Annotated in this window: 20 protein-coding genes; 9 read left to right on the forward strand and 11 right to left on the reverse strand. The window is 62.9% G+C overall.

Going from position 1 to position 25,627, the window contains the following annotated elements; all coding sequences use genetic code 11:
- Nucleotides 1-50 precede the first annotated feature (50 nt).
- The 4 genes from hslU to argS all read right to left on the reverse strand — a co-directional run bounded on the left by hslU (nt 51) and on the right by argS (nt 4,789).
- The gene (gene hslU, locus OKB81_RS05660) at nt 51-1,379 is read right to left on the reverse strand and encodes an HslU--HslV peptidase ATPase subunit (protein WP_042005659.1); all 1,329 of its coding nucleotides are present in this window, start codon (nt 1,377-1,379) and stop codon (nt 51-53) included.
- A 92-nt stretch (nt 1,380-1,471) separates the two neighbouring features.
- Complete coding sequence (gene hslV, locus OKB81_RS05665; protein ID WP_005306539.1) at nt 1,472-2,005, reverse strand: ATP-dependent protease subunit HslV; 534 nt, start codon at nt 2,003-2,005, stop codon at nt 1,472-1,474.
- Between the two features lie 186 nt (nt 2,006-2,191).
- Entirely contained in the window at nt 2,192-3,040 is an 849-nt protein-coding gene (locus tag OKB81_RS05670) for an SPOR domain-containing protein (protein WP_010676029.1), read from the reverse strand.
- Nucleotides 3,041-3,043: 3 nt separating this feature from the next.
- Nucleotides 3,044-4,789, reverse strand: a complete 1,746-nt coding sequence (argS, locus tag OKB81_RS05675; protein WP_010676028.1) for an arginine--tRNA ligase — start codon at nt 4,787-4,789, stop codon at nt 3,044-3,046.
- A 314-nt stretch (nt 4,790-5,103) separates the two neighbouring features.
- On the opposite strand from argS, the gene OKB81_RS05680 reads away from it, so the two are divergent.
- From OKB81_RS05680 to OKB81_RS05690, 3 genes are all read left to right on the forward strand, one after another.
- Entirely contained in the window at nt 5,104-5,670 is a 567-nt protein-coding gene (locus tag OKB81_RS05680; protein ID WP_010676027.1) for an LON peptidase substrate-binding domain-containing protein, read from the forward strand.
- A 124-nt stretch (nt 5,671-5,794) separates the two neighbouring features.
- On the forward strand, nt 5,795-6,364 hold the full coding sequence (locus OKB81_RS05685) for a sigma-70 family RNA polymerase sigma factor (RefSeq protein WP_010676026.1): 570 nt from the start codon (nt 5,795-5,797) through the stop codon (nt 6,362-6,364).
- Nucleotides 6,357-7,022 carry a ChrR family anti-sigma-E factor gene (locus OKB81_RS05690; RefSeq protein WP_160837347.1) on the forward strand — a complete coding sequence of 222 codons (666 nt, stop codon included), beginning with the start codon at nt 6,357-6,359 and terminating at the stop codon, nt 7,020-7,022. The genes OKB81_RS05685 and OKB81_RS05690 overlap by 8 nt, the downstream gene beginning before the upstream one ends.
- A 111-nt stretch (nt 7,023-7,133) precedes the next feature.
- Here the strand turns inward: OKB81_RS05690 and bacA are convergent, their stop codons facing one another.
- The 6 genes from bacA to galE form a co-directional block, all read right to left on the reverse strand.
- A complete protein-coding gene (gene bacA / locus OKB81_RS05695; RefSeq protein ID WP_010676024.1) occupies nt 7,134-7,949 on the reverse strand; it encodes an undecaprenyl-diphosphate phosphatase in 816 nt (271 codons plus the stop codon).
- Between the two features lie 254 nt (nt 7,950-8,203).
- Nucleotides 8,204-9,199, reverse strand: coding sequence for an aldo/keto reductase (locus OKB81_RS05700; protein ID WP_160837363.1), 996 nt, complete (start codon nt 9,197-9,199; stop codon nt 8,204-8,206).
- A gap of 148 nt (nt 9,200-9,347) precedes the next feature.
- Complete coding sequence (locus OKB81_RS05705) at nt 9,348-10,415, reverse strand: galactose-1-epimerase (protein WP_270662503.1); 1,068 nt, start codon at nt 10,413-10,415, stop codon at nt 9,348-9,350.
- Nucleotides 10,416-10,442: 27 nt separating this feature from the next.
- Nucleotides 10,443-11,591, reverse strand: a complete 1,149-nt coding sequence (galK, locus tag OKB81_RS05710; RefSeq protein ID WP_128273415.1) for a galactokinase — start codon at nt 11,589-11,591, stop codon at nt 10,443-10,445.
- The gene (locus OKB81_RS05715; RefSeq protein WP_160837343.1) at nt 11,588-12,646 is read right to left on the reverse strand and encodes a UDP-glucose--hexose-1-phosphate uridylyltransferase; all 1,059 of its coding nucleotides are present in this window, start codon (nt 12,644-12,646) and stop codon (nt 11,588-11,590) included. Before OKB81_RS05715 ends, galK begins: the two co-directional genes overlap by 4 nt.
- Nucleotides 12,647-12,695: 49 nt before the next feature.
- Complete coding sequence (galE, locus tag OKB81_RS05720) at nt 12,696-13,709, reverse strand: UDP-glucose 4-epimerase GalE (RefSeq protein WP_048209550.1); 1,014 nt, start codon at nt 13,707-13,709, stop codon at nt 12,696-12,698.
- 216 nt (nt 13,710-13,925) lie between these two features.
- Here galE and OKB81_RS05725 point away from each other — a divergent pair, with 216 nt between their 5' ends.
- From OKB81_RS05725 to OKB81_RS05750, 6 genes are all read left to right on the forward strand, one after another.
- The gene (locus OKB81_RS05725; protein ID WP_010676018.1) at nt 13,926-14,930 is read left to right on the forward strand and encodes a substrate-binding domain-containing protein; all 1,005 of its coding nucleotides are present in this window, start codon (nt 13,926-13,928) and stop codon (nt 14,928-14,930) included.
- Nucleotides 14,931-15,569: 639 nt separating this feature from the next.
- Complete coding sequence (locus OKB81_RS05730; RefSeq protein ID WP_160837342.1) at nt 15,570-18,644, forward strand: beta-galactosidase; 3,075 nt, start codon at nt 15,570-15,572, stop codon at nt 18,642-18,644.
- 219 nt (nt 18,645-18,863) lie between these two features.
- Complete coding sequence (mglB, locus tag OKB81_RS05735) at nt 18,864-19,850, forward strand: galactose/glucose ABC transporter substrate-binding protein MglB (RefSeq protein WP_010676016.1); 987 nt, start codon at nt 18,864-18,866, stop codon at nt 19,848-19,850.
- Nucleotides 19,851-19,903: 53 nt separating this feature from the next.
- Nucleotides 19,904-21,424, forward strand: a complete 1,521-nt coding sequence (mglA, locus tag OKB81_RS05740) for a galactose/methyl galactoside ABC transporter ATP-binding protein MglA (protein ID WP_010676015.1) — start codon at nt 19,904-19,906, stop codon at nt 21,422-21,424.
- Between the two features lie 15 nt (nt 21,425-21,439).
- The gene (mglC, locus tag OKB81_RS05745; RefSeq protein WP_010676014.1) at nt 21,440-22,450 is read left to right on the forward strand and encodes a galactose/methyl galactoside ABC transporter permease MglC; all 1,011 of its coding nucleotides are present in this window, start codon (nt 21,440-21,442) and stop codon (nt 22,448-22,450) included.
- A gap of 57 nt (nt 22,451-22,507) precedes the next feature.
- Nucleotides 22,508-24,241, forward strand: coding sequence for a methyl-accepting chemotaxis protein (locus tag OKB81_RS05750; protein ID WP_039039635.1), 1,734 nt, complete (start codon nt 22,508-22,510; stop codon nt 24,239-24,241).
- 751 nt (nt 24,242-24,992) lie between these two features.
- Here OKB81_RS05750 and OKB81_RS05755 read toward each other — a convergent pair.
- A complete protein-coding gene (locus OKB81_RS05755) occupies nt 24,993-25,169 on the reverse strand; it encodes a hypothetical protein (protein WP_164882869.1) in 177 nt (58 codons plus the stop codon).
- Nucleotides 25,170-25,627: the final 458 nt, after the last annotated feature.

The following is a 25,627-nucleotide window of genomic DNA, read 5'->3' on the forward strand; positions in this document are numbered from 1 at the left end:
GGGTTGAGCAGGATAGTAAACCGCTCAGCTCCTCGTTATCGATCAACCGGTTACAGAATGAAGCGGCTCAGATCCTCATCTTCAATCAGCTTGCCGAGGTGGGCGTTGACGTAGTCGGTGTTGATGACGAAGGTCTCGCCTGACTTCTCGGAGGCGTCATAGGAGATGTCTTCCATCAGCCGCTCCATCACGGTGTGCAGACGACGGGCGCCGATGTTCTCGGTGCGCTCGTTGACCTGCCAGGCCGCTTCGGCCAGACGGCGGATACCATCCTGGGTGAACTCGATGTTGACCCCTTCGGTGGCCATCAGCGCCTTGTACTGATCGGTCAGGGAGGCGTTCGGCTCGGTCAGGATGCGCTCGAAGTCTTCGGTGGTCAGGGCGGTCAGCTCGACCCGGATCGGCAGACGGCCCTGCAGCTCGGGGATGAGGTCGGATGGCTTGGCGATCTGGAAGGCACCGGAGGCGACAAACAGGATGTGATCGGTCTTGACCATGCCGTGCTTGGTGTTGACGGTGCAGCCCTCGACCAGCGGCAGCAGGTCGCGCTGAACCCCTTCACGGGAAACGTCCGGGCCCGAGCTCTCGCCGCGCTTGCAGATCTTGTCGATCTCGTCGAGGAAGACGATGCCGTTGTTCTCGACGGAGGCGATGGCCTTCTGCTTCAGCTCTTCCGGGTTGACCAGGCGGGCTGCTTCCTCTTCGATCAGCGCCTTCATGGCCTCCTTGACCTTGATCTTGCGCTTCTTCTTCTGGTTCTGGCCCAGGTTCTGGAACAGCCCCTGCAACTGGTTGGCCATCTCTTCCATGCCCGGCGGGGTCATGATTTCGACACCCATGGGGGAGGCGGCGAGCTCCAGCTCGATCTCCTTGTCATCCAGCTGACCTTCCCGCAGTTTCTTGCGGAAAATCTGGCGGGTGTTGGAGTTGTCGGCTTTCTCTTCCTCACCCCAGCTGTTGCGCGGGTTGGGCAGCAGGGCGTCGAGGATGCGCTCTTCGGCGGCTTCCTCGGCGCGGTATTTCATCTTCTCCATCTCGGTCTCGCGCACCAGCTTGATGGCGACATCGGTCAGATCGCGGATGATGCTGTCCACTTCCTTGCCCACATAGCCCACTTCGGTGAACTTGGTCGCTTCCACCTTGATGAAGGGGGCGTTGGCCAGCTTGGCCAGGCGACGGGCGATCTCGGTCTTGCCGACGCCGGTCGGGCCGATCATCAGGATGTTCTTCGGGGTCACTTCGTGGCGCATCTCCTCGGAGAGCTGCATCCGGCGCCAGCGGTTGCGCAGGGCGACGGCGACCGCGCGCTTGGCGTCGGCCTGACCAATGATGTGTCTGTCCAGCTCGTGGACGATTTCTCTCGGGGTCATCTCGGACATGATGGCGTTCCTGTATCCGGGGCGGGCAGGGCCCACCCCTTGGAAAATGGGGTTTGGCTGGCGGCCTTATTTGGCGGCCCTATTTCGCCGGCTTATTTAGCTGAATAATCCAGCACTTCGATGGTGTGGTTGCCGTTGGTGAAGACGCAGATGTCGCCCGCAATCTTGAGGGACTTCTCGACAATGCTCTTGGCGTCGAGCTCGGTGTTCTCCAGCAGGGCGATGGCGGCGGACTGGGCGAAGTTGCCGCCGCTGCCGATGGCGATGAGATCGTGCTCCGGCTGCACCACGTCACCGTTGCCGGTGATGATGAAGGATTTGTGCTCGTCGGCGACGGCCAGCAGCGCCTCGAGGCGGCGCAGGGCGCGATCGGTGCGCCAGTCCTTGGCCAGCGCCACGGCGGCGCGCTCCAGGTTGCCCTGATGGGCCTGCAGTTTGGCTTCGAAGCGCTCGAGCAGGGTGAAGGCGTCGGCGGTGCCGCCGGCGAAACCAGCCAGTACCTTGCCGTTGTAGAGGCGATGAACCTTGCGGGCGTTGCCCTTCATGACGGTGTTGCCAAGAGAAACCTGGCCATCGCCACCGATGACGACCTGACCGTTGCGGCGAACTGAAACTATGGTAGTCACTTTACTTACCTCGCTTGAGCCGAATGACGGCCTGACTGTGCATGGAGGAAAAGATGGGGATGGCAAAACGGCTTTTCAAGCCTGTGCCGAGCACGGATCGCGGAGGAGGGATCGGGTGGGCGCGGGATGGCGCCAAAAGAAACAGGGCCGGGTGTTGCCACCCGGCCCTGTGCATGAACGCGGCGATCACCCCTTCTTGGGGATGCAGCCGCTGATGCCCGAGCCCTGCAGCTTGCGGTTGGCCGCATCGGCCGCCGCCTTGCCGTTGAAGGGGCCCACCATCACCTTGTAGACGGCGCCACCGGCCCCGTTCACCACCTGCAGGCTTGAAGAGAGCCCGGCGGTGAAGGCGATGCGCGCCTTGAGGGATTCTGCGGAATCCTGGGAGCGCAGGGCGGCACACTGCATCATGTAGCGACCGCCGTCGGCGGCTGCGGTCTGGGCAGTCTGGGTCGCCGCCTTGGCCCTGGCGGCCTCGGCACGCTCCCGCTCAAGTTCGGCGCGGATCTCCCGCTCCATCCGCTCACGCTCGGCCTTCTGGTCGATCACCTGCTCCCGGGCGCTGGCGACCGGGGCGCCGGTCGCCGGCTTGGTCGGCTGCACCGGTTGCGGCTGATAGGGCTTCACCTGACCGATGGGGGTTCCCGGCTGGGGAATGTCGGTCGCGACCGGCTTGGGCAGCTTCTCCGGTTGCAGGGTCATGGTCTCGGCAGGCGGGGGCGGCAGCACGCCCGGCTGGGGCGGCGGCTCTATGATGTCCACCTGCTTGTTCTCCAGCCGCTCGATGTAGCTCCACTTCTCCTGGGGCAGGGTATTGCCCTGTGCCTTGGGTTTGTTGGCCTTCACCTGCTCTTCGATGGTGGGGGCATCGGCGCCCTTGCCGTTGATGAGGTAGAGGAAGGCGCCGAAACCGACGACCAGGGCCCCGGCCAGCAGTGCCGGGATAACAGGAAAGCGGCGAGGGGCCGCTTTCTTGATGTTACGGCCACCCGCCCGTCGTCTCGGGCTGTTGCCGACGTAATCCCGGGTCGCCATCTATTACATGCGCTCCAGGGTGTGGATGCCCAGCACGCCCAGGCCCAGCTTGAGCACCTTGGCGGTGGCGGCGCACAGCAGCAGACGGCTCTGGCGGGTCGCTTCGTCCACGCCGTCCTTGTTGATCGGGCAGGCTTCGTAGAAGGTCATGAAGTTGCCGGAGAGCTCGTACAGATAGGTACAGAGCAGGTGCGGCATCCCCTTGTCCGCCACGCCGTTGACCGCGTCGGAGAACTGGATCAGCTTCTGGGCCAGGGTCTCTTCGGCATCTTCGCTCAGGACCACCTTGCCGCTCAGGGTATCGGCATCGACGCCGGCCTTGCGGAAGATGGACTGGATACGGGTGTAGGCGTATTGCAGGTAGGGGGCGGTGTTGCCTTCAAACGACAGCATCAGATCCCAGTCGAAGATGTAGTCGGTGGTGCGGTTCTTGGAGAGATCCGCATACTTGACCGCGCCCATGGCGATGGCGTGCACCACCTGGGCCTTCTCTTCGGCAGAGAGGTCGCTGTTGCGGCTCTCCAGCAGGGCGCTGGCGCGCTCTTCCGCTTCGTTCAGCAGGTCAACCAGCTTGACGGTGCCGCCGGAGCGGGTCTTGTAGGGACGGCCGTCCTTGCCCAGCATCATGCCGAAGGCGTGGTGCTCGAGGGGCACGGACTCCGGCACATAGCCCGCCTTGCGGGTGATGGTCCAGGCCTGCATCAGGTGCTGGTGCTGACGGGAGTCGATGAAGTACATGACCCGGTCGGCGCCCAGGTTCTCGTAACGGTATTTGGCGCAGGCGATGTCGGTGGTGGTGTAGAGGAAACCGCCGTCGCTCTTCTGGATGATGACGCCCATGGGCTCGCCATCCTTGTTCTTGAACTCGTCCAGGAAGACCACGGTGGCCCCTTCGCTCTCGACTGCCAGCCCCTTGGCTTTCAGGTCGGCAACGATCTGCGGCAGCATGTCGTTGTACATGGACTCGCCCATGATGTCCTTGTTGGACAGGGAGATGTTCAGACGGTCGTAGTTGCGCTGGTTCTGCTCCATGGTCATGTCGACCAGCTTCTTCCACATGGTGCGGCAGTACTCATCGCCACCTTGCAGTTTCACCACGTAGTTGCGGGCGCGCTCGGCGAAGGCTTCGTCTTCGTCGTAGTGACGCTTGGCCTGGGTGTAGAAGGCTTCCAGGTCCTTGAGCTCCATGTCGGAGGCGTGCTCGTTGGCCATCTTCTCCAGATAGGCGATCAGCATGCCGAACTGGGTGCCCCAGTCGCCGATGTGGTTGGCACGCACCACCTTGTGGCCCAGGAATTCGAGGGCGCGGGCGGCCACGTCACCGAGCACGGTGGAGCGGATGTGGTGCACCGCCATCTCCTTGGCCACGTTGGGGGCGGAGTAGTCCACCACCACGGTCTGCGGCGCCGGCAGCTTCACGTTGGCGTTGTCGGAGGTCACCATGGCTTCCACCTGACCGGCCAGCCAGCTCGGGTCGAAGAAGAAGTTGATGAAGCCGGGGCCGGCGATCTCGACCTTGGCGATCAGATCGGAGGCGGGCAGGTGCTCGATGATGGCAGCGGCCAGCTCGCGGGGATTCTTGCGGGCCGGTTTGGCCAGCAGCATGGCCAGGTTGGTGGCCAGGTCGCCGTGAGCCTTCTCCTTGCATCGGTCTACTTGCACCCGGGCTTCCAGGTCGGCGGGCAGGACGCCTGCGGACTTGAGATTGGCTACCGTTTGTTCAAGTAGATGATGAATATGCTCTTTCATAACTGACCACCGAGGTTGCGCGTCGAAAAGTGACTGACTGGATAAGGGCGTGAATTTTACCCGCATCGGGCCGAGAAAACTATAGGAACGGCCCGCACCCGTAGGTGTGGCGGATATTTCACTGCGTTTTCCACCACATTGCAGGATATTGATTTGGGTAAGTGGTGGTTATCCATTTCTACTGCATAACGAAACGGCTTGTCCAGGCTATTTTCCCCTGATTATGACAGGGTTATTTATACCGATTCGATCTGAATGATCCCGCTTCCCGTGGCGGTCGTATCCTTTGAGGACGCCGTTGGAGGATGATTCCCATGACACTGGTACTGTTTCCACTCTCCGCTCACCTGCTGCCGGGCGGCATCATGCCGCTGCGCATCTTCGAGCCCAGATACCAGCGCATGATCGCCGAGTCCCGGGAGCGGGAGTTCGCGCTCTGCATGCTGGACCCCCGCCAGCCCGACGCGCTGCGCAACATGTACCCCATCGCCACCCGGGTGCGCATCATCGATTTCGATCTGCTGCCCGATGGTTTGCTCGGCATCACGGTGCTCGGGGTGGAGCGGGTGCGCATCACGGATCTCTGGCAGGAAGAGGACGGTCTGCGGGTCGGCGAGGTGGAGCCCCTGCCCCCCTGGCAGAGCGGCAGGCTCCAGGCGGATCAGCACTCCCTGGCCAAGGCGTTGCAGGACGTGTTCAACGACTATCCGGAGTACGCGGCCCTCTATCCGGAGCCGGACTGGGAGGATGCGAGCTGGGTCGCCCAGCGCTGGCTGGAGGTGCTGCCCATCCCGGTGGAACAAAAACAGTGGCTGGTGGCGGCCAAGGACAACCAGCCCACCCTCTCCCTGCTGAGCGGTCTGCTGGTCGCGAGCCATTGAATTCCCCTTCCCGGTGATCCTTTTTCCTCGCTCACCGTATTGGGGGTGAACACCACACGCGAGGGATGGCGCAATGGCATATACTGGCCAACCACAATCGGCTCCACGCAGGACATCGCCCCCCATGGACAACCCAGACGGCGACCTCACATCTTTGCTGGTCCGGGTGGCCGAGCGGGCCGACAAGGCTGCCTTCGCCACCCTGTTCCACCACTTCGCGCCGCGCATCCGCAGCTACGGGCTGCGCCACCTCGGCAGCGAAGCCAACGCCATGGAACTGGTGCAGGAGACCATGCTGCTGGTCTGGCAGAAGGCACGGCTCTATCACCCCGACAAGGGCGCCGCCACCACCTGGATCTACACAGTGATGCGCAACCAGAGCTTTGACATGCTGCGCCGCCGCCGCGCCAGCAAGGAGGAGCTCTGCGCCGAGGAGATCTGGCCGCTGCTGGAATTCCGGGCCGAAGAGGAGCACCTGAGCGGCGGTGAAGACGCGGTGCTGACCCGCCAGATGGCCCACTATGTCGCCACGCTGCCGGAGCCGCAGCAGCAGGTGGTGCGCGGCATCTACCTGCAGGAGCTCTCCCAGCAGGAGCTGGCCGACCGACTCGGCGTGCCCCTTGGCACCATCAAGTCCCGGCTGCGGCTGGCACTACAGAAACTGAAGGAACAAGTGGAGCAAGGCCATGATTAAGACCCATCCGACTGAACCCATGCTGCGCGCCTTCGCCGCCGACGAGCTGCCCCTGCCGCTGGCCGTCGGTGTCTCCGCCCATTGCGAGTTCTGCCCCGAGTGCGCCGCCCGGGTGAAGGAATTTGAAGAGGCGCTGGCGTGCCAGCATCTCGCCCCTGACGCGCCGGACGAGGCGCTGCCCGCCGGATTCGATGCCATGCTGGCGGGCATACTGCAACAGCCGGTGGCGACGGAGGCGGCGCTCGCCCTTCCCGAAAGCTCGAGGCCAGAGCTCAGGGTGGCGGGTCACAGTTACCGGCTGCCGCGGGCATTGGCACGGCATCATGCCCCCAGGTGGCGTCATCTCGGGGCCATCCGTCAGGTCAGCCTGCCCCTGGACGAGATGGGGGCGCGGGCCAACCTGCTCCACATCGAGGCGGGGGGGCGGATCCCCGAGCACACCCACAAGGGATATGAGCTGACCCTGCTGCTGGCGGGCACCATCGAGGATGGCGACACCCGCTATCAGGCGGGGGATTTCATCTGGCGCGATGCCAGCCACGCCCACAGCCCCCGTACCCCGGACGGCTGCCTCTGCTACACGGTGCAGGATGCCCCCGTGCAGTTCACCAAGGGGTTGTCACGGCTGCTCAACGGCATCAGCCAGCACCTCTATTGAGTTGGGTCACGGCTGCCCGGTGATCGCGGGCTGCCGCGCGACTGAGGCGGTATCACGGCATGAAAAAAGGGACCCTCGGGTCCCTTTTGTGTTGCTTGGCGGCGAAGCCCATCAGGCCACGAAGACCAGGTAGACGACGAAGGCCAGCAGGAAGCGGTAGATGGCGAACGGGATGAAGTCGAGACGACGGATCAGCGCCAGGAAGGTCTTGATGGCGACCATGGCCACCACGAAGGCGGTGACGAAGCCCACCGCAAACATGGGGAAGTCCGCCATGGAGAGGAAATCGCGGCTCTTGTAGAGATCCAGGCCGCTGGCCGCGATCATCATGGGCACCGCCATGATGAAGGAGAATTCCGCTGCCGCGTGGCGGCTGATGCCCATCAGCATGCCGCCGCTGATGGTGGCGCCGGAGCGGGAGAAGCCGGGCCAGAGTGCCAGGCACTGGAACAGGCCGATGCCGAAGGCCTGCTTGTAGCTGATGTCGTCCAGGGTCTCCGCGGTCACGGCGGGGCGGAACTTTTCGGCGATGATGAGCAGGATGCCGCCGGCCACCAGGGCATACATCACGGTTTCCGGCCCGAACAGATTGGCCTTGATCCAGCTGTGGATAGCCAGCCCGACGACCACGGCGGGCAGCATGCCGAGGATGACGTGCACCAGGGAGAGGGTCGCGTGGCCCGGGGTCGGTTTCTGACCGAAGTGAATGCCGATGAGTCCGAACAGGCGGCGCCAGAACATGACGACCACTGCCAGTATGGAGCCGAGCTGGATCACCACCTCGAAGGTGGCGGCCTTGGGTCCTTCAAACCCGAGGAGGTGGCCGACGATGATCATGTGGCCGGTGGAGGAGACGGGGAGGAACTCGGTCAGGCCTTCCACTATGCCCAGCACAAAGGCGACGAACAGGGCGTAGGATTCGGTCATGGTGCAGATCTCTTGGTTATGGGGTCTGGATAAAATCAACCCCGAACGGGTCGGGGCGGCCAATGATGGCGGAAAATCGCGCGGGCAACCAGTGAATATTGGGGATTTCAGCGCCCTGTTCCGGCCGGGAAAGGGCGCTGGCGGACCATGCAGGGCGCGGCTTGCCGCATGCTGTCAGAAGCCATGACTGCCCCGTCACGTTCTGACAGGTCAGTCACGCCTGTTGACCTCTGTTTTATGATCTCTTTGTGCTGTCAGGACAGTATGGACAGGATTTTCTGTTGAAGATCATCGTCTAGGGGGGGCTGCCCCAGGGCGTCGACGGCGCTCGTTATCTGTTGGGGATGGCTGGCGCCGATCAGGGCGCAGCTCACCACGGGGTCGCGCAGCACCCATTGCAGTGCGAGTTGCGACAGGGACTGACCCCGTTGCAGGGCCAGTGCATGCAGGGCGCGGACGGTGGCGAGCTTCTCCTCGGTGATCTGGTCCGCCGTGAGGAAGGGGCTGGCACTGGCGGCGCGGGAATCCGCGGGAATGCCCGCCAGGTAGCGATCGCTCAGCAGCCCCCCCGCCAGGGGCGAGAAGGCGACCACCCCCATGCCGTGCTCCCGGCAGGCCGGCAGGGTGTCGGGCTCAATATCGCGTTGGAACAGGGAGTATTTGAGCTGGTTGACCAGGCAGGGGGTGCCGAGCTCCGCCAGCCGGGCGGCAGCCTTGGCCGCGAGCGGTGCCGGGTAGTTGGAGAGGCCGATGTAGAGCGCCTTGCCCTGGCGCACCATCAGGGCCAGGGCCTGGCAGGTCTCCTCGAGCGGGGTGCGGGGATCCGGCCTGTGGTGATAGAAGATGTCCACGTAGTCGAGGCCGAGCCGGCGCAGGCTCTGGTGCAGGCTGGCGAAGAGGTACTTGGCGCTGCCGCCATCGCCGTAGGGGCCGTCCCACATCACGTAGCCCGCCTTGCTGGCGATGATGAGTTCATCCCGATAGGGAGCCAGGCTCCTCTTGAGCAGCGTGCCGAAGGTCAGTTCGGCAGATCCCGGCGGCGGCCCGTAGTTGTTGGCGAGATCGAAGTGGGTGATCCCCAGATCGAACGCCTGATGCACCATGGCCTTCGCGGTGGCGGGATCGCTCCCGGCGCCGAAGTTGTGCCAAAGGCCCAGACCGATGCCGGGCAGGCGCAGGCCGTGGCGGCCCGCCGGTCGGTAGGGCTGGCGCTGGTAGCGGTCGGGGGCGGCGAGGTAGTTGTCATCCATCACGGTGCGGTTCCTTGGCTGATGTGCAATGAGGAGCGACGGACCTTGCGGCGGGCCTCACTCCGGCTGATTCGGTGGTGCCATCGGGGCCGGGGCCGCCATGACGTGGCGGCGCGCCCGGGCGCCTTCGTCTGCCCGAGCGGGGCTGTCAGGGGGCAGGAATAAAGCGATAGCGGGTCTGGTGGCGATAACGCTGCCCCGGCAGCAACCAGGGATCGCCGAGGGCGGGCCGGTTCGGGCTGTCGGGCAATTGCTGGGCCTCCAGGCAGAAGCCGTCGTAATCCCGGTAGGGTCGGCCCTGACGATCCGGTGTGCCGGTCAGGCAGTTGCCGCTGTAGAACTGCAGGGAGGGCTGGTTGGTGTAGACCGCCATCGCCAGCTTGCCATCCCCCGAGATCACCCGGGCGGCCCATGGCTGATTTGACCCACCAAACGGCTCATCATTAGGCTCAAAATCGCTGTTGTTGAGCAGAAATGCGTGATCGTACCCCTTGGCCAACTGCTGCTGGGGGTGGTCCAGCCACGCCTGGCCGATGGGGCGGGGGGCGCGCAGATCGAAGGGGCCTTCCACCGGGGCGATGGCCAGCGGCAGGCTCTGGTCATCCGTGGGCAGGTAGCGGTCGGCGTCGAGGCTGATGGTGTGGTGGCGGATGTCGCCACCGCCATCCAGGTTGAAGTAGGCGTGGCTGGTGAGGCTGACCGGGCTGGGGGCGTCCGTGCTGGCGCAGAAGTCGACCACCAGATCGCACTGCTCCAGCCGATACTCCAGGCTCACCCTCAGATTGCCGGGAAAGCCCTGATCCCCCGCCCGGGAGAGGAGCGCCAGCTTGACCCTGTCCGCCTCCTGCTCCTTGATCTGCCAGGTGCGGCGATGGAACCCGTCGCGCCCGCCGTGCAGGCAGTTGGCCCCCTGGTTGGCGTCCAGCGTCCAGCACTGGCCTTCCCGCTCAAGGCGGGCGCCGCCGATGCGGTTGGCAAAGCGCCCCGCCACAGCCCCCAGCCATACCTGCTGGGTGAGGTAGGCCTCGTCGGCGCAGCCCAGCAGCACCTCCCGCCGCTCTCCCGCCACCGGCAGGGTGAGGGAGGTGAGGGTGGCCCCGTATGCGAGACCGCGCAGCCGCAGTCCCTCCTCGTTTTCCAGCTCGAATCTCATCATGGTTTGCGGTTCCCCGTCGTGATCCCGTCGCCCCCTGCCGGCGTCGCGAGTGCCGGGCAGGGGGCGTCACCCGTTGTCAGGCGTGCGTTACAGTCTGCCGGCCCCTGCGCTGGCACGGCAGACGTAGCAGTCCGCCTTGAGGCCGAAACGGGCCGGGTATTCCGCCTCCACCACGGCGATCACCTCGGCCACCTTCTCGGGGCGCAGCAGGGCGACCACGCAGCCGCCAAAACCGCCGCCGGTCATGCGCACACCGCCTTCGCTGCCGATCCGGGCCTTGATGATCTCCACCAGGCCGTCGATGGGAGGCACGGTGATCTCGAAGTCATCGCGCATGGCGGCGTGGGACTGGCCCATCAGCTCGCCGAGGCGCACCAGATCGCCCTGTGCCAGCGCATCGGCCGCCGCCAGAGTGCGGGCGTTCTCGCCGACAACGTGGCGGGCACGGCGATAGCAGGCCTCGTCCAGACCGGCCTTGCCCGCTTCCAGGGTCGCCAGATCCAGGTCGCGCAGGGCCTTGACCCCGTAGTGACGGGCGGCGGTTTCGCACTGCTGGCGACGGGTGTTGTATTCGCTGTCCACCAGGCCGCGGCGCACGTTGGAGTTGACGATGAGCACCGCCAGATCGGTCGGCATGGGGATGAGCCGGGTCTCCAGGGAACGGCAATCGAGCAGCAGGGCGTGATCCTGCTTGCCGCTCGCGGAGATCATCTGATCCATGATGCCGCAGTTGCAGCCGACGAACTGGTTCTCCGCCTGCTGGCCGTTGAGGGCAATTTCCGCCTGGCTGATGGCCAGCCCCTGGGCCTCCTTGAAGGCCTGGCCGATGGCTACCTCCAGGGAAGCGGAGGAGGAGAGACCCGTCCCCTGGGGCACGTTGCCGGAGACCACCAGATTGAGGCCGCGCAGGGCGTGGCCTCGTGCCTGCAGGTGTTTCACCACGCCGCGGATGTAGTCGCTCCAGCGCTGGCTGGGGTGGTGCTCGATGGGGTGATCGAGACTGAACCGGTCGCGCTGGTTGTCGTAGTCGGCGGCGATCACTTCGACCAGGTTGTCGCCGCGCAGGCCGATGGCGACGCAGGTCTCGTAGTCGATGGCGCAGGGCAGCACGAAGCCGTCGTTGTAGTCGGTGTGCTCGCCGATGAGGTTGACGCGGCCTGGAGCCCGTACCAGCAGGTCGGGTTGTTGCTCAAACTGCTCGGCAAACACGGCGCTGACGCGCTGGCTCGGGGTCATAGGGCCTCCTCGTTGGCCTGGTTCTGGTCGTTGTAGTGGATGGGACTGAGGGCGAGCAGCCGTTCCGCCGCCTGTTCCGGGGTGAGATCGCGCTGGGTTTCGGCCAGCATCTCGAAGCCCACCATGAATTTGCGCACCGTGGCGGAGCGCAGCAGGGGCGGATAGAAGTGGGCGTGCAGTTGCCACGCCTCGGGGCAGTCGGAACGGGGCGGGGCGAAGTGCCAGCCCATGGAGTAGGGGAAGCTGCACTGGAACAGGTTGTCGTAGCGGCTGGTGAGCTCCTTGAGCGCGATGGCCAGATCCTGTTGCTGTTCCCGGGTGAGATCCAGCATGGAGGGAACATGGGCCTTGGGCAGCAGCAGGGTCTCGAACGGCCAGGCCGCCCAGAAGGGCACCACCGCCAGCCAGTGGGCCGTCTCCACCACGATGCGGGAGCGATCCGCCAGCTCCCGTTCCACATAGTCCAGCAGCAGGGGGCGGCCGTGTTCGGCCAGCCAGGCGCGCTGGTGCGCCTCTTCCCGGGCAATCTCGTTGGGCAGGAAGTCGCTGCCCCAGAGCTGGCCGTGAGGGTGCGGATTGGAGCAGCCCATGACGGCGCCCTTGTTTTCAAATACTTGCACCCATTCCCACTGGTCAGAGAGCTCGGCCACCTGGTCCATCCAGGTGGTGATCACCCCTTCGATGGCGGGCAGGGGCAGCTCGGGCAGGGTCTTGCCGTGATCCGGCGAGAAGCAGATGACCCGGCTGGTGCCCCGGGCGGCTTCCAGCTTCAGCAGGGGATCCGGCGCCGCGTCAGCGGCCGGGGTGTCCTGCATCAGGGCGGCGAAGTCGTTGGTAAAGACGAAGGTGCCCTGATAGTCGGGGTTGATATCGCCGGTCACCCGGGTGTTGCCCGCACAGAGGAAGCAGTCGGGATCATGGGCCTGGCTCGGCGCCTGGCTCACCTTCTCGACCTGGCCTTGCCAGGGGCGCTTGGCCCTGTGAGGGGAGACCAGCACGTACTGGCCGGTGAGCGGGTTGAAGCGGCGGTGGGGGTGATCAACGGGGTTGAACATCATCACTCCAGTGTGTGAGTTGAATACATCCGAAGGCGCAGGCCAGGGCCTACGCCTCGTAACCATTGGGGTTGGCGGACTGCCAGCGCCAGCTGTCGGCGCACATGGCGGCGAGATCCCGGCTGGCGTGCCAGTCCAGTTCCCGAGCGGCCTTGGCGGGATCGGCCCAGCACTCGGCGATGTCGCCGGGGCGCCGTGGCTCGATCCGGTAGGGAAGGGGCCGACCGCAGGCGGCCTCGAACGCCGCGACCATCTGCAGCACGCTCTGGCCCTGGCCCGTGCCCAGGTTGTAGGCGTGGACACCGCCCCGTCCGGCGCAGTGTTCCAGAGCCTTGACGTGCCCTTCGGCGAGATCCATCACATGGATGTAGTCGCGCACCCCGGTGCCGTCGATGGTTGGGTAATCGTTACCAAAGACCGAGAGGCAGTCGCGCCGGCCGATGGCGACCTGGGTCAAAAACGGCATCAGATTGTTGGGGATGCCCTGGGGATCCTCCCCCAGAGTGCCGGACTCGTGGGCGCCGACGGGGTTGAAATAGCGCAGCAGGGTCATGCTCCAATGGGGCTCGGCCCGCTGCAGATCCTCGAGGATCTCCTCGATGATCAGCTTGGATCGGCCGTAGGGGTTGGTGGCGCTGCGGGGGAAATCCTCCCGGATCGGGGTGCTGGCGGGATCGCCGTAGACGGTGGCCGACGAGCTGAACACCAGATTGCGTACCCCGGCCCGTTTCATCGCCTGTAGCAATACCAGGGTGCCGCTCAGGTTGTTCTCGTAGTAGTCCAGCGGGATGCGGGTCGACTCGCCGACCGCCTTGAGGGCGGCGAAGTGGATCACGGCGTCGATGTGCTGCTCGCTGAAGATGCGATCCAGCAGGGCCGGGTCACGGATGTCCCCCTCGTAGAAGCGGGGCTCGTGCCCGCTGATGGCGGCGACACGGGTCAGGACGCTCGCCTTGCTGTTGCAGAGGTTGTCTACCACCACGGGCTCCATGCCTGCGGCCTGCAAGGCCAGACAGGTGTGGCTGCCGATGTAGCCGCAACCGCCGGTGACCAGTACTTTCATCCGTTGTTCCACCCTCAACTCCTCGCATCAGGAAAGCCTGAGCAGGAGTCTAGCCGAGGGGCTGACGGGCAAACTGTGAGCTGCTTAACAAATATGTGTAAACGATTACACTTGTTTTCATCGACCAATGTGGCAAGTTCTGATTTTTCCCCCTGTTATCAGTGACATTGAACGGTATAATGCGGCCAGTTGCAGCGTGAAATAAGTGAAAACAGCATGAGCACCATCAAGGATGTCGCCCGTTTGGCCAATGTGTCAGTGGCAACGGTTTCACGGGTGATGAACAACTCACCCAAGGCCAGTGCCGCCTCCCGCGAGGTGGTGCTGAAGGCCATGGCCGAGCTGGGCTATACCCCCAACGCCAACGCGCGGGCCCTGGTCAGCCAGACCTGTGACACCATGGGAGTGGTGGTGGGGGACGTGGCGGATCCTTTCTTCGGCGCCCTGGTCAAAGGGGTCGCGGCGGTGGCGGTGGAGCAGGGCTTGCACCTGTTGATGGGTAATGGTTTTCACCGCGCCCAGCAGGAGCGGGAGGCCATCGAGCTGCTCATCGGTAAACGCTGCGAGGCACTGGTGGTGCACAGCAAGGCGCTCGGCGACGAGGAGCTGGTCGACTACGCCCTGCGCGCCCCCGGCATGGTGCTGATCAACCGCGACATTCCGAGTCTGAGGGGGCGCTGCATCGCCCTCAACAACCGCCAGGGTGCGGCGACCGCCACCCGTCATCTGCTGGATCTCGGCCACCGCCATATCGCCTTCCTGAGCTCGGATCACGCCATCGAGGATGCGCTGTTGCGCCACCAGGGCTATCAGGATGCCCTGGCGGAGGCGGAGGTCTTCGCCGATCCCGAGCTGGTGGAGAGCGGCATGCCCAATGAAGAGGGGGGCGAGCGCGCCATGCTCAACCTGCTGGCCAAGGGGTTGCCCATCACGGCGGTGGTGGCCTACAACGACGCCATGGCGGCAGGGGCCATCTCTGTGCTGGCGGACAACGGCCTCAAGGTGCCGGAAGAGGTGTCTGTGGTGGGCTTCGATGACATCATCTACGCCAGATACCTGAGGCCCAAGCTCTCCACCATGCGCTATCCCATCGAGCTGATGGCGGCCCAGGCGGCCAAGCTGGCGCTGCAACTCGCCGCAGGGGAGAGCGAATCGGTGCAGAGCCGCATCTATACCCCCACCCTGATCAACCGCCATTCGGTCGCTCCCGTCAGGTCCTGATCGCAGCGCTTGTGCCCCCGTCGGCGCAAGCGCTGCGCCTGGCGAACCCGGACTGCAGCCCATAAAGCGCCCCATAGCTCAGACGATAGATAGCTCAGAGCATGGCTAGCTGAAAGCATGGATAGCGCAGACCATAAAGGACTGTCTGAGGAGTGACAACCGTCCCCTCACGCTCCCTGCCTGCCGAACTCGGCAGCTCTTCCCGCTCGTCTGTCACGAGCCCCTCTCCCCCGGCCTGCCGAGCCTCACTTCCTGCCGGAACCTGCCAGACGCCCGCCATGGCTTTTCTCTGCGCCGGGCAGGGGCTCTCGTGGCCTCTGCGCGCTCCTTCGAGAGGCCGGGCTGCGTGCCCGGAACTGGGTTGGGGCGAGGGGGCACGATGTCGGGTCTTTGCCATGGCTTGCTCCGCTGGTTCGGCCATTGCCTCCCGGTTTCACACTCCCGGGCATCTTTTGCCCTTCCGAAGGTCCGCTTTTCCCCCCTTGGGGTCATTTACCCGGATTTATCCGATTTTTACTCCGCTTTACTTAACAAAACGAGTGTAATCGTTTACATCTGTGTGAGCGGGATCGCCGATCACCGGGCAAAACTCTCCTACACTGCAGTGGTTTTCAGCGTGAATGCAGGGAGAAGTGAAGCATGCTCAGGGAGATAGTGGCCCGTCAGGATTGGCAGACCCAGGGGATCACCGCCGTGAACCGGTTGCCAGCCCATACCCCCTTGTCCAGTTGGCGCAGTGAAGGGGAAGCCAGGATGGGGGGGTTGTCACCTTCCCGCCTGCTGCTGGACGGCGAGTGGCAGTTCTCCTGGTTCGAGGCCCCGGAGCGGGTGCCGGAGCAGTGGCTGGTAGAGGATCTGCCAGATGCCTGCCCCATCAAGGTGCCGGGCAACTGGCAACTGGCTGCGGCCTATCCGGGGGCGCGGCCCGTCACGGATGTGCCCATCTACACCAACATCAAGTACCCCTTTCCCTGCGACCCGCCCCGGGTGCCTGCCGAGAATCCCACCGGTTGCTACTCCCGCGAGTTCACCGTTGCTGCGAACTGGCTGGCCGAGGGGCAGACCCGGATCATCTTCGATGGAGTGGACAGCGCGTTTCACCTCTTCTGCAACGGCCGCTGGGTCGGCTACTCCCAGGACAGCCGGCTGCCGGCGGAATTCGATCTGACCCCCTTCCTTCAGGCCGGGGCCAACCGCCTCGCCGTACTGGTGCTGCGCTGGTCTGACGGCTCCTATCTGGAAGATCAGGACATGTGGCGCATGAGCGGCATCTTCCGCTCCGTCAGCCTGCTGCACAAACCGGCCCGTCATCTGATGGATATCCGGGTGACGCCCGAGCTCGACGCCTGCTACCGGGATGCCCGCCTCAAGGTTGAATTGCAGGCGGCCAACGGAGCCGGTCTGTCGGTGGAGGCCAACCTCTATGATGGCGACGAGCGGGTTGCGACCCTGCGCCAGCAGATTGGCACCCAGGCCATCGACGAGAAAGGGATGTATGACGATCGCGCCGAGCTGTGCCTGACGGTAACGGCGCCACACAAGTGGAGCGCCGAGACCCCGCACCTCTATCGCCTGACCCTGACCCTGCTGGACGAGCAGGGAAGCGCTCTCGAGAGCGAGGCCCATGACGTGGGCTTTCGGGCGGTGGAGATCCGTGGCGGCCTGCTGCGGGTCAACGGCCAACCACTGCTCATTCGTGGCGCCAATCGCCATGAACACCATCCCGCCACGGGTCACGTGGTGACCCCGGCCGACATGGAGCAGGATCTGCTGCTGATGAAGCGGCACAACTTCAACGCGGTGCGCTGCTCCCACTATCCCAATCACCCCGAGCTCTATCGCCTGTGCGACCGGCTCGGCCTCTATGTGGTGGACGAGGCGAACCTGGAGACCCACGGCATGACCCCCATGGGGCGGCTGGCGCGGGATCCCGCCTGGAGCAACGCCTTCCTGGAGCGGGTCACCCGCATGGTGGCCAGGGACTTCAACCACCCCTGCATCATCATCTGGTCTCTGGGGAACGAATCCGGTTATGGTCCGGCCCACGACGCCATGTATCGCTGGGTGAAGGGGGCGGATCCCAGCCGCCCGGTGCAGTACGAAGGGGGCGGGGCCGACACCCCGGCCACCGACATCATCTGCCCCATGTATGCCCGTACCCATCAGGATCAACCCTTCCCGGCGGTGCCCAAGTGGGCACTGGCCAAGTGGATCGGCCTGCCGGAAGAGACCCGGCCGCTGATCCTGTGCGAATACGCCCACGCCATGGGCAACAGCCTGGGGGGCTATGCCCATTACTGGCAGGCATTTCGCGATCATCCGCGGCTGCAGGGTGGGTTTGTCTGGGATTGGGTCGATCAGGGGCTGGACAAGCAGACCGACGATGGCCGCCATTTCTGGGCCTATGGTGGCGATTTCGGCGACACTCCCAACGATCGCCAGTTCTGCTGCAACGGCCTGCTGTTCCCCGATCGCACCCCCCATCCCTCCCTGTTTGAAGCCCGGCGTGCCCAGCAGCCCTTTGTTCTTACCCTGCAGGGTCGCCAGCCGCTGACGGTGGAGATCCGCAGCGAATACCTGTTCCGCGAGACGGATAACGAGACTCTGCAGTGGCGTCTGTGTGAAGACTGCGTGGTGGTGAGCCAGGGTGAATGCCCGCTCGAGCTGGTCCCCCGGGGGAGCATGACGCTGACCCTGCTGGAGCAATTGCCGGCCTTTGCGCCGGGGGCGCTCGCCTGGCTGGATCTCGCCATCGTGCAGCCCACCGCCACGGCCTGGGCCGGAGCGGGTCACGAGGTGGCTCGCCAGCAATGCCTGTTGCCCGCGCCCCTGGCGCTGCCGTCGGCCTGCCCGGCGGTCAGCCTGACCGAGCAGCGCGATCACTGGGTGCTTGGCGCCGCAGATTCCCTGTGGCAGCTCGACAAGGCCAGTGGTCGCATCGTCAGCTGGCAGAAACAGGGCCGCGAACGGCTGCGCGACGCCATCGCCGATCACTTCTATCGGGCGCCGCTCGACAACGATATCGGCACCAGCGAGGCGGATCACGCCGATCCCAACGCCTGGATTGCCCGCTGGCAGGAGGCCGGACTCAATGATCTGCAGCACCGCTGTCTCGGCCTGGAGGCGAGTCCGGAGCTGGGTCTCATCACGGCGCACCACGGCTACTTCGTGGGTGACGAACCGAAGATCCTGACCCGCTGGCATCACAGGGTGGACGGGGAGGGCGCCATGCACCTCGCCATCGAGGTGGAGGTGGCCGCCGACATGCCCTCCCTGCCGCGCATCGGTGCCCGGCTCTGGCTGGCCGATGAACCGGCCGAAGGTGCCCCGGTGAGCTGGCTGGGGCTTGGCCCCCACGAGAATTACCCGGATCGCCGGCTCGCCGCCGATCTCGGTCGCTGGCAATTGCCCATCGAGGCGTTGCACACCCCTTATGTCTTCCCCACCGACAACGGGCTGCGCTGCGATACCCGCGCACTGCAACTGGGGGATCTGGCGGTGGAGGGGCGCTTCCACTTCAGCGTCAGCCGCTACAGTCAGCAGCAGCTGACCGAAGCCCGTCACCAGACCGATCTGGTGGCCCTGGGGGGCACGCACCTGTGCCTCGATGGCTTCCACATGGGGGTAGGAGGCGACGACTCCTGGAGCCAGAGCGTGCGGCCCGAGTTCTGGCTGTTGCCGGGGCGTTATCAGTGGCACTGCCGTCTGAGCTAGCCGGACCCGCCGTCGCGAGATGGCGAGACCCAAAGGCAGTTTCTCACGTAACTATTTAATTTTTAACAATATTACGGCTATGTAACAGAGTGTAAACGTTTTCATTTTGTTGCCAGGATCACAGACCGCCTCACAACAAACTGATTACATTAGGCTGGCGCCAGCTCAAACGGTGTACAGCATTCCCTACAAAAAACAGATAGAGATCGGAGCATAACAATGAAAAAACTCACGACAGTTGCCACCTTGCTGATGGGACTGATGGCGGGAGCCCAAGCCCAGGCCGATACCCGTATCGGGGTCACCGTCTACAAGTACGACGACAACTTCATGGCCGTGGTGCGCAAGGCCATCGAGAAAGAAGCGGCGGCCACCCCGGGTGTGGAACTGCTGATGAACGACTCCCAGAACGACCAGTCCAAGCAGAACGACCAGATCGATGTACTGCTGGCCAAGGGCGTGAAGGCCCTGGCCATCAACCTGGTTGACCCGGCGGCGGCCCCTGTCGTGATTGAGAAAGCCCGTGCGGACGAGATCCCCGTGGTCTTCTACAACAAGGAACCGAGCGCGGCCGACCTGGCCAGCTATGACAAGGCCTACTACGTGGGCACCGACTCCAAGGAGTCCGGCATCATCCAGGGCCAGCTGATCGCCAAGCACTGGAAAGCGCACCCCGAGTGGGATCTGAACAAGGATGGCGTCATCCAGTTCGTGCTGCTCAAGGGTGAGCCTGGCCACCCGGATGCGGAAGCACGCACCACCTACGTCGTCAAGACCCTGAACGATGGCGGCATCAAGACCGAGCAGCTGCACATGGATACCGGTATGTGGGATACCGCCATGGCCAAGGACAAGATGGACGCCTGGATCTCCGGTCCGAACGCCAACAAGATCGAAGTGGTCATCGCGAACAACGACGGCATGGCGATGGGCGCCGTGGAATCCCTGAAGGCCCAGGGCAAGACCGCCATCCCGGTGTTCGGTGTTGACGCCCTGCCGGAAGCCCTGGCCATGGTCAAGAGCGGTGCCATGGCTGGTACCGTGCTGAACGATGCGGCCAACCAGGCCAAGGCCACCTTCGAGCTGACCAAGAACCTGGCCGAAGGCAAGCCGGCCGGTGAAGGCACCAACTGGAAGATCGACAACAAGGTCGTCCGCGTTGCCTACGTGGGCGTAGACAAAGACAACCTGTCCCAATTCGAGTAATTCCTCCCCTCAGGGCAAGGGAGATCCCCTTGCCCTCTTTTCAACCAGATGTGATGGCTGATATGACAACACGGCAACAATCAGAATGGCTGTTGGAGATGATTGACGTCAGTAAGAGCTTTCCTGGCGTCAAGGCACTCGATAATGTCAATTTACGGGTCCGTCCTCATTCTGTGCATGCGTTGATGGGCGAGAATGGCGCAGGGAAGTCCACGCTGCTCAAGTGCCTGTTCGGCATCTACGAGAAGGATCAGGGCAAGATCTTCTTCAAGGGACAGGAGATCAACTTCACCTCGTCCAAAGAGGCGCTGGAGAATGGCGTTTCCATGGTGCACCAGGAGCTGAACCTGGTACTGCAACGCACCGTGATGGACAACATGTGGCTCGGCCGCTATCCCACCAAGGGACTGTTTGTCGACCACGGCAAGATGTATCAGGACACCAAGCATATCTTCGAGGAGCTGGACATCGACATCGACCCCAGGGTCAAGGTCGGCACCCTGTCGGTTTCCCAGATGCAGATGATCGAGATTGCCAAGGCATTCTCCTATGACGCCAAGATCGTCATCATGGACGAACCCACCTCCTCCCTGACCGAGAAAGAGGTTAACCACCTCTTCAAGATCATCAACAAGCTCAAGGAGAAGGGGTGCGGCATCGTCTACATCTCCCACAAGATGGAAGAGATCTTCCAGCTCTGTGACGAGATCACCATATTGCGGGATGGCCAGTGGGTGGCGACCCAGCCCCTCAAGGGCATGACCATGGATCAGATCATCGGCATGATGGTCGGCCGCGAGCTCACCCAGCGCTTCCCGGAAAAAACCAACCAGCCCAAAGAGGTGATCCTCGAGGTCGAGCACCTGACGGCCAAGAACCAGCCTTCCATCAAGGACGTGACCTTCAACCTGCACAAGGGGGAGATCCTCGGCATCGCCGGTCTGGTGGGGGCCAAGCGCACCGACATCGTGGAGACCCTGTTCGGCATCCGCGATCGCAGCGAAGGGACCATCAAGCTGCACGGCAAAGAGGTGGCGAACCACAACGCCCACGAGGCGATCCAGAACGGCTTCGCCCTGGTGACCGAGGAGCGCCGCTCCACCGGGATCTATTCACGCCTCGACATCGCCTTCAACTCCCTGATCGCCAACATGGACAACTACAAGGGATCCATGGGGCTGCTCAGCGACAACAAGATGAAGAGCGATACCCAGTGGGTCATCGACTCCATGCGGGTCAAGACACCGACCCAGCAGACCCAGATCGGCTCCCTCTCTGGTGGCAACCAGCAGAAGGTGATCATCGGTCGCTGGCTGCTGACCCAGCCCGAGATCCTGATGCTGGATGAACCGACCCGGGGTATCGACGTCGGCGCCAAGTTCGAGATCTACCAGCTCATCCTGGAGCTGGCGAAGAAGGACAAGGGCATCGTCATCATCTCCTCCGAAATGCCGGAACTGCTCGGCATCACGGACCGCATCATGGTCATGAGCAATGGTCGGGTCGCGGGGATCGTCAACACCAAAGAAACTGACCAGAGCGAGATCCTGCGCCTGGCATCTCTGTACCTATAAAGACAGGAAGACATTATGGAGTCGGCTAAAAATTTCAATCTGATGCAGGCGCTCAAAGAGAACGGCATCTATGTGGTGTTGCTGGTGTTGCTCATGATCATCGTGATCAAGGAGCCCTCCTTCCTCAGCCTCACCAACCTCAGCAACATCCTGACCCAGTCCTCGGTACGGGTCATCATTGCCCTCGGGGTGGCGGGCATCATCATCACCCAGGGTACTGACCTGTCGGCCGGTCGCCAGGTCGGCCTGGCAGCGCTGATCGCGGCCACCATGCTGCAGGCCCTGACCAACGTCAACAAGGTCTTCCCCACCCTGGGGGAGGTGCCCATTCCGGCGGTGATCCTGCTGGTGTGCGTGGTGGGGGCCCTGATTGGTCTGGTCAACGGCCTGATCGTCGCCTACCTGAACGTGACGCCCTTCATTACCACGCTGGGCACCATGATCATCGTCTACGGCATCAACTCCCTCTATTTCGACTCCGTAGGGGCTTCTCCGGTAGCCGGGTTTGATCCTCGCTTCTCCAACTTTGCGCAGGGCTTCATCCGGATTGGCGGGTTCAAACTCTCGTACCTGACCTTCTATGCGGCCATCGCCAGCGTCTTCGTCTGGGTGCTGTGGAACAAGACCCGCTTTGGCAAGAACATCTTCGCCATCGGTGGCAACCCGGAAGCGGCCAAGGTGTCCGGCGTCAACGTCGCCGTCAACCTGGTGGTCATCTATGCCCTGGCCGGTGTCTTCTACGCCTTCGGCGGCATGCTGGAAGCGGGGCGAATCGGCAGTGCCACCAACAACCTCGGCTTCATGTACGAGCTGGATGCCATCGCGGCCTGCGTGGTGGGGGGCGTTTCGTTTGCCGGCGGTGTGGGAACTGTCGCGGGTGTGATCACCGGCGTACTTATCTTCACGCTGATCAACTATGGTTTGACCTACATCGGTGTCAGCCCTTACTGGCAGTTCATCATCAAGGGCGGCATCATCATCCTGGCGGTAGCCCTGGACTCCATGAAGTACGCCAAGAAGAAGTAAGCATTGGCAGGGAGGGCCGGGTCATCCCGGCCCTTTCTCTTTGGAGGGACCCATACCATGGCATTCAAAGTCAAAATCAACGTGCTGTTGCTGCTCGCCATTCTGGTCACCATCGGTACCGCCTGGTTCAGCGTCAACCATTTCATCAGCGGCTACATCCGCACCCAGGCCACCCAGAACATCAACGAGCAGATCACCCTGGTCAGGGAGAAACTGGCGGGTGACATCAACCAGAAGGTGCTGCTGGCCGCCAACCTCAACCTCGGGGTGACCAGCGTCAAGAAGGCGCTGCAGGAGACCGGCTTTCACAACATCGTCAAGCTCATTGGCGACATGGCATTCGACGCGAACGGGGTCATCGACGACAAGGCCAGGGTTGACGCCCTGCGCAAGCTGATCCCCGCCGCCAACAACCAGATCACCGTCAGCCCGCTGGAGCAGCTGGACGGCAAACCCGTCATCTCCATCCTGGTGCCGCGCGGTGCCGACTCCGCCTACCTCTACTACCTCGACATGAGCGAGTTCAAGACGCTGCTGACCAAGGTAAGCGGGGAAGGGCGTTACTTCTCCCTCACCGACAGTCAGGGACAGGTGCTCTACAGCAGCAAGCCCCAGGGAGAGAGCGAGAGCCGCCCCAACAAGCTGGATATTCGCGGCAGCGAGTGGACCCTGACCGGTTATGTGGATCTCGACTATATCCGGGCCATGACCCAGGCGCTCAACGGCAAGATCACCCTGGCCCTGCTCGGAGTGGCGGCGCTGGTACTGGCCCTCTCCATGGTGGCCCTCAACCTGGCCTATAGACCCATCCTCTCCTTGCGCGACCTGGTGCAGGAGCTCTCCCAGGGCAATGGGGATCTGACCCGCCGGCTCACGGTGACCAGCAAGGATGATCTCGGCCAGATCTCGGCGGGCATCAACCGTTTCATCGAGCAGTTGCAGGGCATGATGGGGGAGGTGAGACAAGCGAGCGGCCAGCTCAATGAAGGGATATCGGCATTGGCGAGGCAGACGGGGTCAGCCCAGGGCCTGCTGGCGGAGCATGTGCGGGAGACCGAACAGGTGGTCACCGCCATCAACGAGATGAGCCGTACTGCCGTCTCGGTATCGGAGAGCGCGGCCAATACTGCCCAGCTGACCGGCCAGAGCCAGCAACTGGCCAACCAGTCGCGTCAGGTGGTGGATCAGGCCATGGCCAGCGTCACTGCGCTGGTGACGGAGGTGGAGGCCACGGCACACTCCATCGAAGCCATGCAGCAGGATGTGCAGCAGATAGGCTCGATTCTCGGGGTCATCGGTGGCATCGCAGAGCAGACCAACCTGCTGGCCCTCAACGCCGCCATCGAGGCGGCCCGGGCTGGTGAACAGGGGCGGGGGTTTGCGGTGGTGGCGGACGAAGTGCGCTCTCTGGCGGGACGCACCCAGAAGAGCACTGCCGAGATCCAGACCATGCTGACCCGGCTGCAACGGGGCACCCAGACCGTGGTGGCCGCCATGGGCAACACCCGGCAGAGTTGCCAGGATGCGGCGGAAAACACCAGCAAGGTGAATGCGTCACTGGATCTGATGGCAGGAGAAGTGGTGGAGATCAACGATCTCATCAGCCATATCGCCACGGCCGCGGAGGAGCAGAGTGCCGTTGCCGAGGAGATCAATCGCAACATGAGTGCCATCGCCGAGGTGATCACCCAGCTCAAGGGGAATGGCGAGCGCACCGTGGACAGCTCGAACGCCATGCAGCGCACCTATGACAGGCTGCGGGAGATAGTGGGGCACTTCCGGCTGGAATAGCGCCGGCTGGGCGAGTCCCGGGTACCCTGGCCAGCAATATAGTGGCCGGGGTGACCCATCAGCGGGCAGACGTGAAAAAGGCCCAAAAAAGATGGGGGCGACTTGCGTCGCCCCCGATAGTCTTATCGCTCATATCCTTGAACGAAGTTGCTCCCTGCAATCCCTGACTATACCTCTTCCTTTAGGTTTCCCCTTCCCAATCCTTTGGGGTGTCCTTTAGCCATCATGGCCTGACGAGTCATCCGTTCCCGTCGCACTTTCTCCGTCCTGGGAGGTGTCCTTTACCACATCCTGTGGTGAGTCCATTTGCCCAACCCTGGCAGCCAGTCTTCCTGACTGACTTCATTGCGTCCGTGCAGGAGTAACTATAAGGATTTCGCGCAGGGCGACAATGACATGCTGAAAAACGTTTTATTCAAACTGGTTTCCCGCGAAAGGATAATGAAGTTATCTTTTTTAAAATCATGGTTTTAATGATCTATCATGCTGTTTTTTCACGCGCATCTTCCGACTATGGCGAGAATTTTGTTGGCACTTTACTTACGCAGTCGATGGCGAATATCTCACAAGGCGTTTAACTGCGGTTCAGAATCCGGGGAGGCCGGTCAGTGTCGATCGCAGATGAGGGTGGAGGAGGGCAACGGGCATGATGCAGGTGGCGTGGTCCGGATCCCATTCAGGAGATAAAGGAGGTAAAGGAGGGAAAGCTGAGATGACCCAAGAGGAGATCGCCTCCCCTTGGGCGAGAGGGTCAGGGATGCTGGCTGCCATCGTGCCATTGGCATAGGTAGGCGGGGACCAGCATCTGGGGTGCCTGGTCAACGTGACAGACCACCAGCGGCATGGCGGGGGCTCCCTGGGCATGCACCAAGGCCGGTGTCATGGGCAGGACCAGGGCGACGAACAGAAACAGCGACGGGATCTTCATGGTTATCTCCTTGGTGACGGGAACGAATGTGACAATCATCACTTTTTGAGTTAAGGCGAACCCGAAATCGGCGCAAGGTGACTGAAAAAATTCAACTAATGAAAAAACTTTGGATCCCGGTTGCACTCCGGTCGTTGAAAAAGGCGCCATCAGGATGCGTGCAAAATGCATATCCATATAAAAGAGATAGTGCACACAACTTGGCAATGAGGCTCGCCATCTGGCCCGGGCAGGCCGCCATGATCTGGGACAAGAGATGGATTATTCAGCGATAAAGGAGCAGGTGATTATTTATGTGGGAGCAAACGGGATGATAAGCGAGGATAAATTCAAAGGTGGGTGAAGTTTATTCAAAAAATGAGCGATCTGATTTTAATATAACCGACATTCCGCACCTGATTTAGGAATAAATTTGCCGATAGCGCTCACCCAATACCTCCAAAATGATCTGCTGGTCT

This window comes from Aeromonas sp. QDB56 (genome assembly GCF_027705505.1).
Classification (GTDB): domain Bacteria; phylum Pseudomonadota; class Gammaproteobacteria; order Enterobacterales; family Aeromonadaceae; genus Aeromonas; species Aeromonas caviae.

What these genes read in the sequence shown, in the direction of transcription:
- bacA (WP_010676024.1), bottom strand. Translation starts at nt 7,949, where the DNA reads ATGACCGAATCCTACGCCCTGTTCGTCGCCTTTGTGCTGGGCATAGTG.
- argS (WP_010676028.1), bottom strand. Translation starts at nt 4,789, where the DNA reads ATGAAAGAGCATATTCATCATCTACTTGAACAAACGGTAGCCAATCTC.
- mglA (WP_010676015.1), top strand. Translation starts at nt 19,904, where the DNA reads ATGGCTGATATGACAACACGGCAACAATCAGAATGGCTGTTGGAGATG.
- OKB81_RS05715 (WP_160837343.1), bottom strand. Translation starts at nt 12,646, where the DNA reads ATGTTCAACCCCGTTGATCACCCCCACCGCCGCTTCAACCCGCTCACC.
- OKB81_RS05680 (WP_010676027.1), top strand. Translation starts at nt 5,104, where the DNA reads ATGACACTGGTACTGTTTCCACTCTCCGCTCACCTGCTGCCGGGCGGC.
- OKB81_RS05670 (WP_010676029.1), bottom strand. Translation starts at nt 3,040, where the DNA reads ATGGCGACCCGGGATTACGTCGGCAACAGCCCGAGACGACGGGCGGGT.
- OKB81_RS05750 (WP_039039635.1), top strand. Translation starts at nt 22,508, where the DNA reads ATGGCATTCAAAGTCAAAATCAACGTGCTGTTGCTGCTCGCCATTCTG.
- mglC (WP_010676014.1), top strand. Translation starts at nt 21,440, where the DNA reads ATGGAGTCGGCTAAAAATTTCAATCTGATGCAGGCGCTCAAAGAGAAC.
- hslU (WP_042005659.1), bottom strand. Translation starts at nt 1,379, where the DNA reads ATGTCCGAGATGACCCCGAGAGAAATCGTCCACGAGCTGGACAGACAC.
- OKB81_RS05755 (WP_164882869.1), bottom strand. Translation starts at nt 25,169, where the DNA reads ATGAAGATCCCGTCGCTGTTTCTGTTCGTCGCCCTGGTCCTGCCCATG.
- mglB (WP_010676016.1), top strand. Translation starts at nt 18,864, where the DNA reads ATGAAAAAACTCACGACAGTTGCCACCTTGCTGATGGGACTGATGGCG.
- OKB81_RS05725 (WP_010676018.1), top strand. Translation starts at nt 13,926, where the DNA reads ATGAGCACCATCAAGGATGTCGCCCGTTTGGCCAATGTGTCAGTGGCA.
- galK (WP_128273415.1), bottom strand. Translation starts at nt 11,591, where the DNA reads ATGACCCCGAGCCAGCGCGTCAGCGCCGTGTTTGCCGAGCAGTTTGAG.
- OKB81_RS05700 (WP_160837363.1), bottom strand. Translation starts at nt 9,199, where the DNA reads ATGGATGACAACTACCTCGCCGCCCCCGACCGCTACCAGCGCCAGCCC.
- OKB81_RS05685 (WP_010676026.1), top strand. Translation starts at nt 5,795, where the DNA reads ATGGACAACCCAGACGGCGACCTCACATCTTTGCTGGTCCGGGTGGCC.
- OKB81_RS05690 (WP_160837347.1), top strand. Translation starts at nt 6,357, where the DNA reads ATGATTAAGACCCATCCGACTGAACCCATGCTGCGCGCCTTCGCCGCC.
- galE (WP_048209550.1), bottom strand. Translation starts at nt 13,709, where the DNA reads ATGAAAGTACTGGTCACCGGCGGTTGCGGCTACATCGGCAGCCACACC.
- OKB81_RS05730 (WP_160837342.1), top strand. Translation starts at nt 15,570, where the DNA reads ATGCTCAGGGAGATAGTGGCCCGTCAGGATTGGCAGACCCAGGGGATC.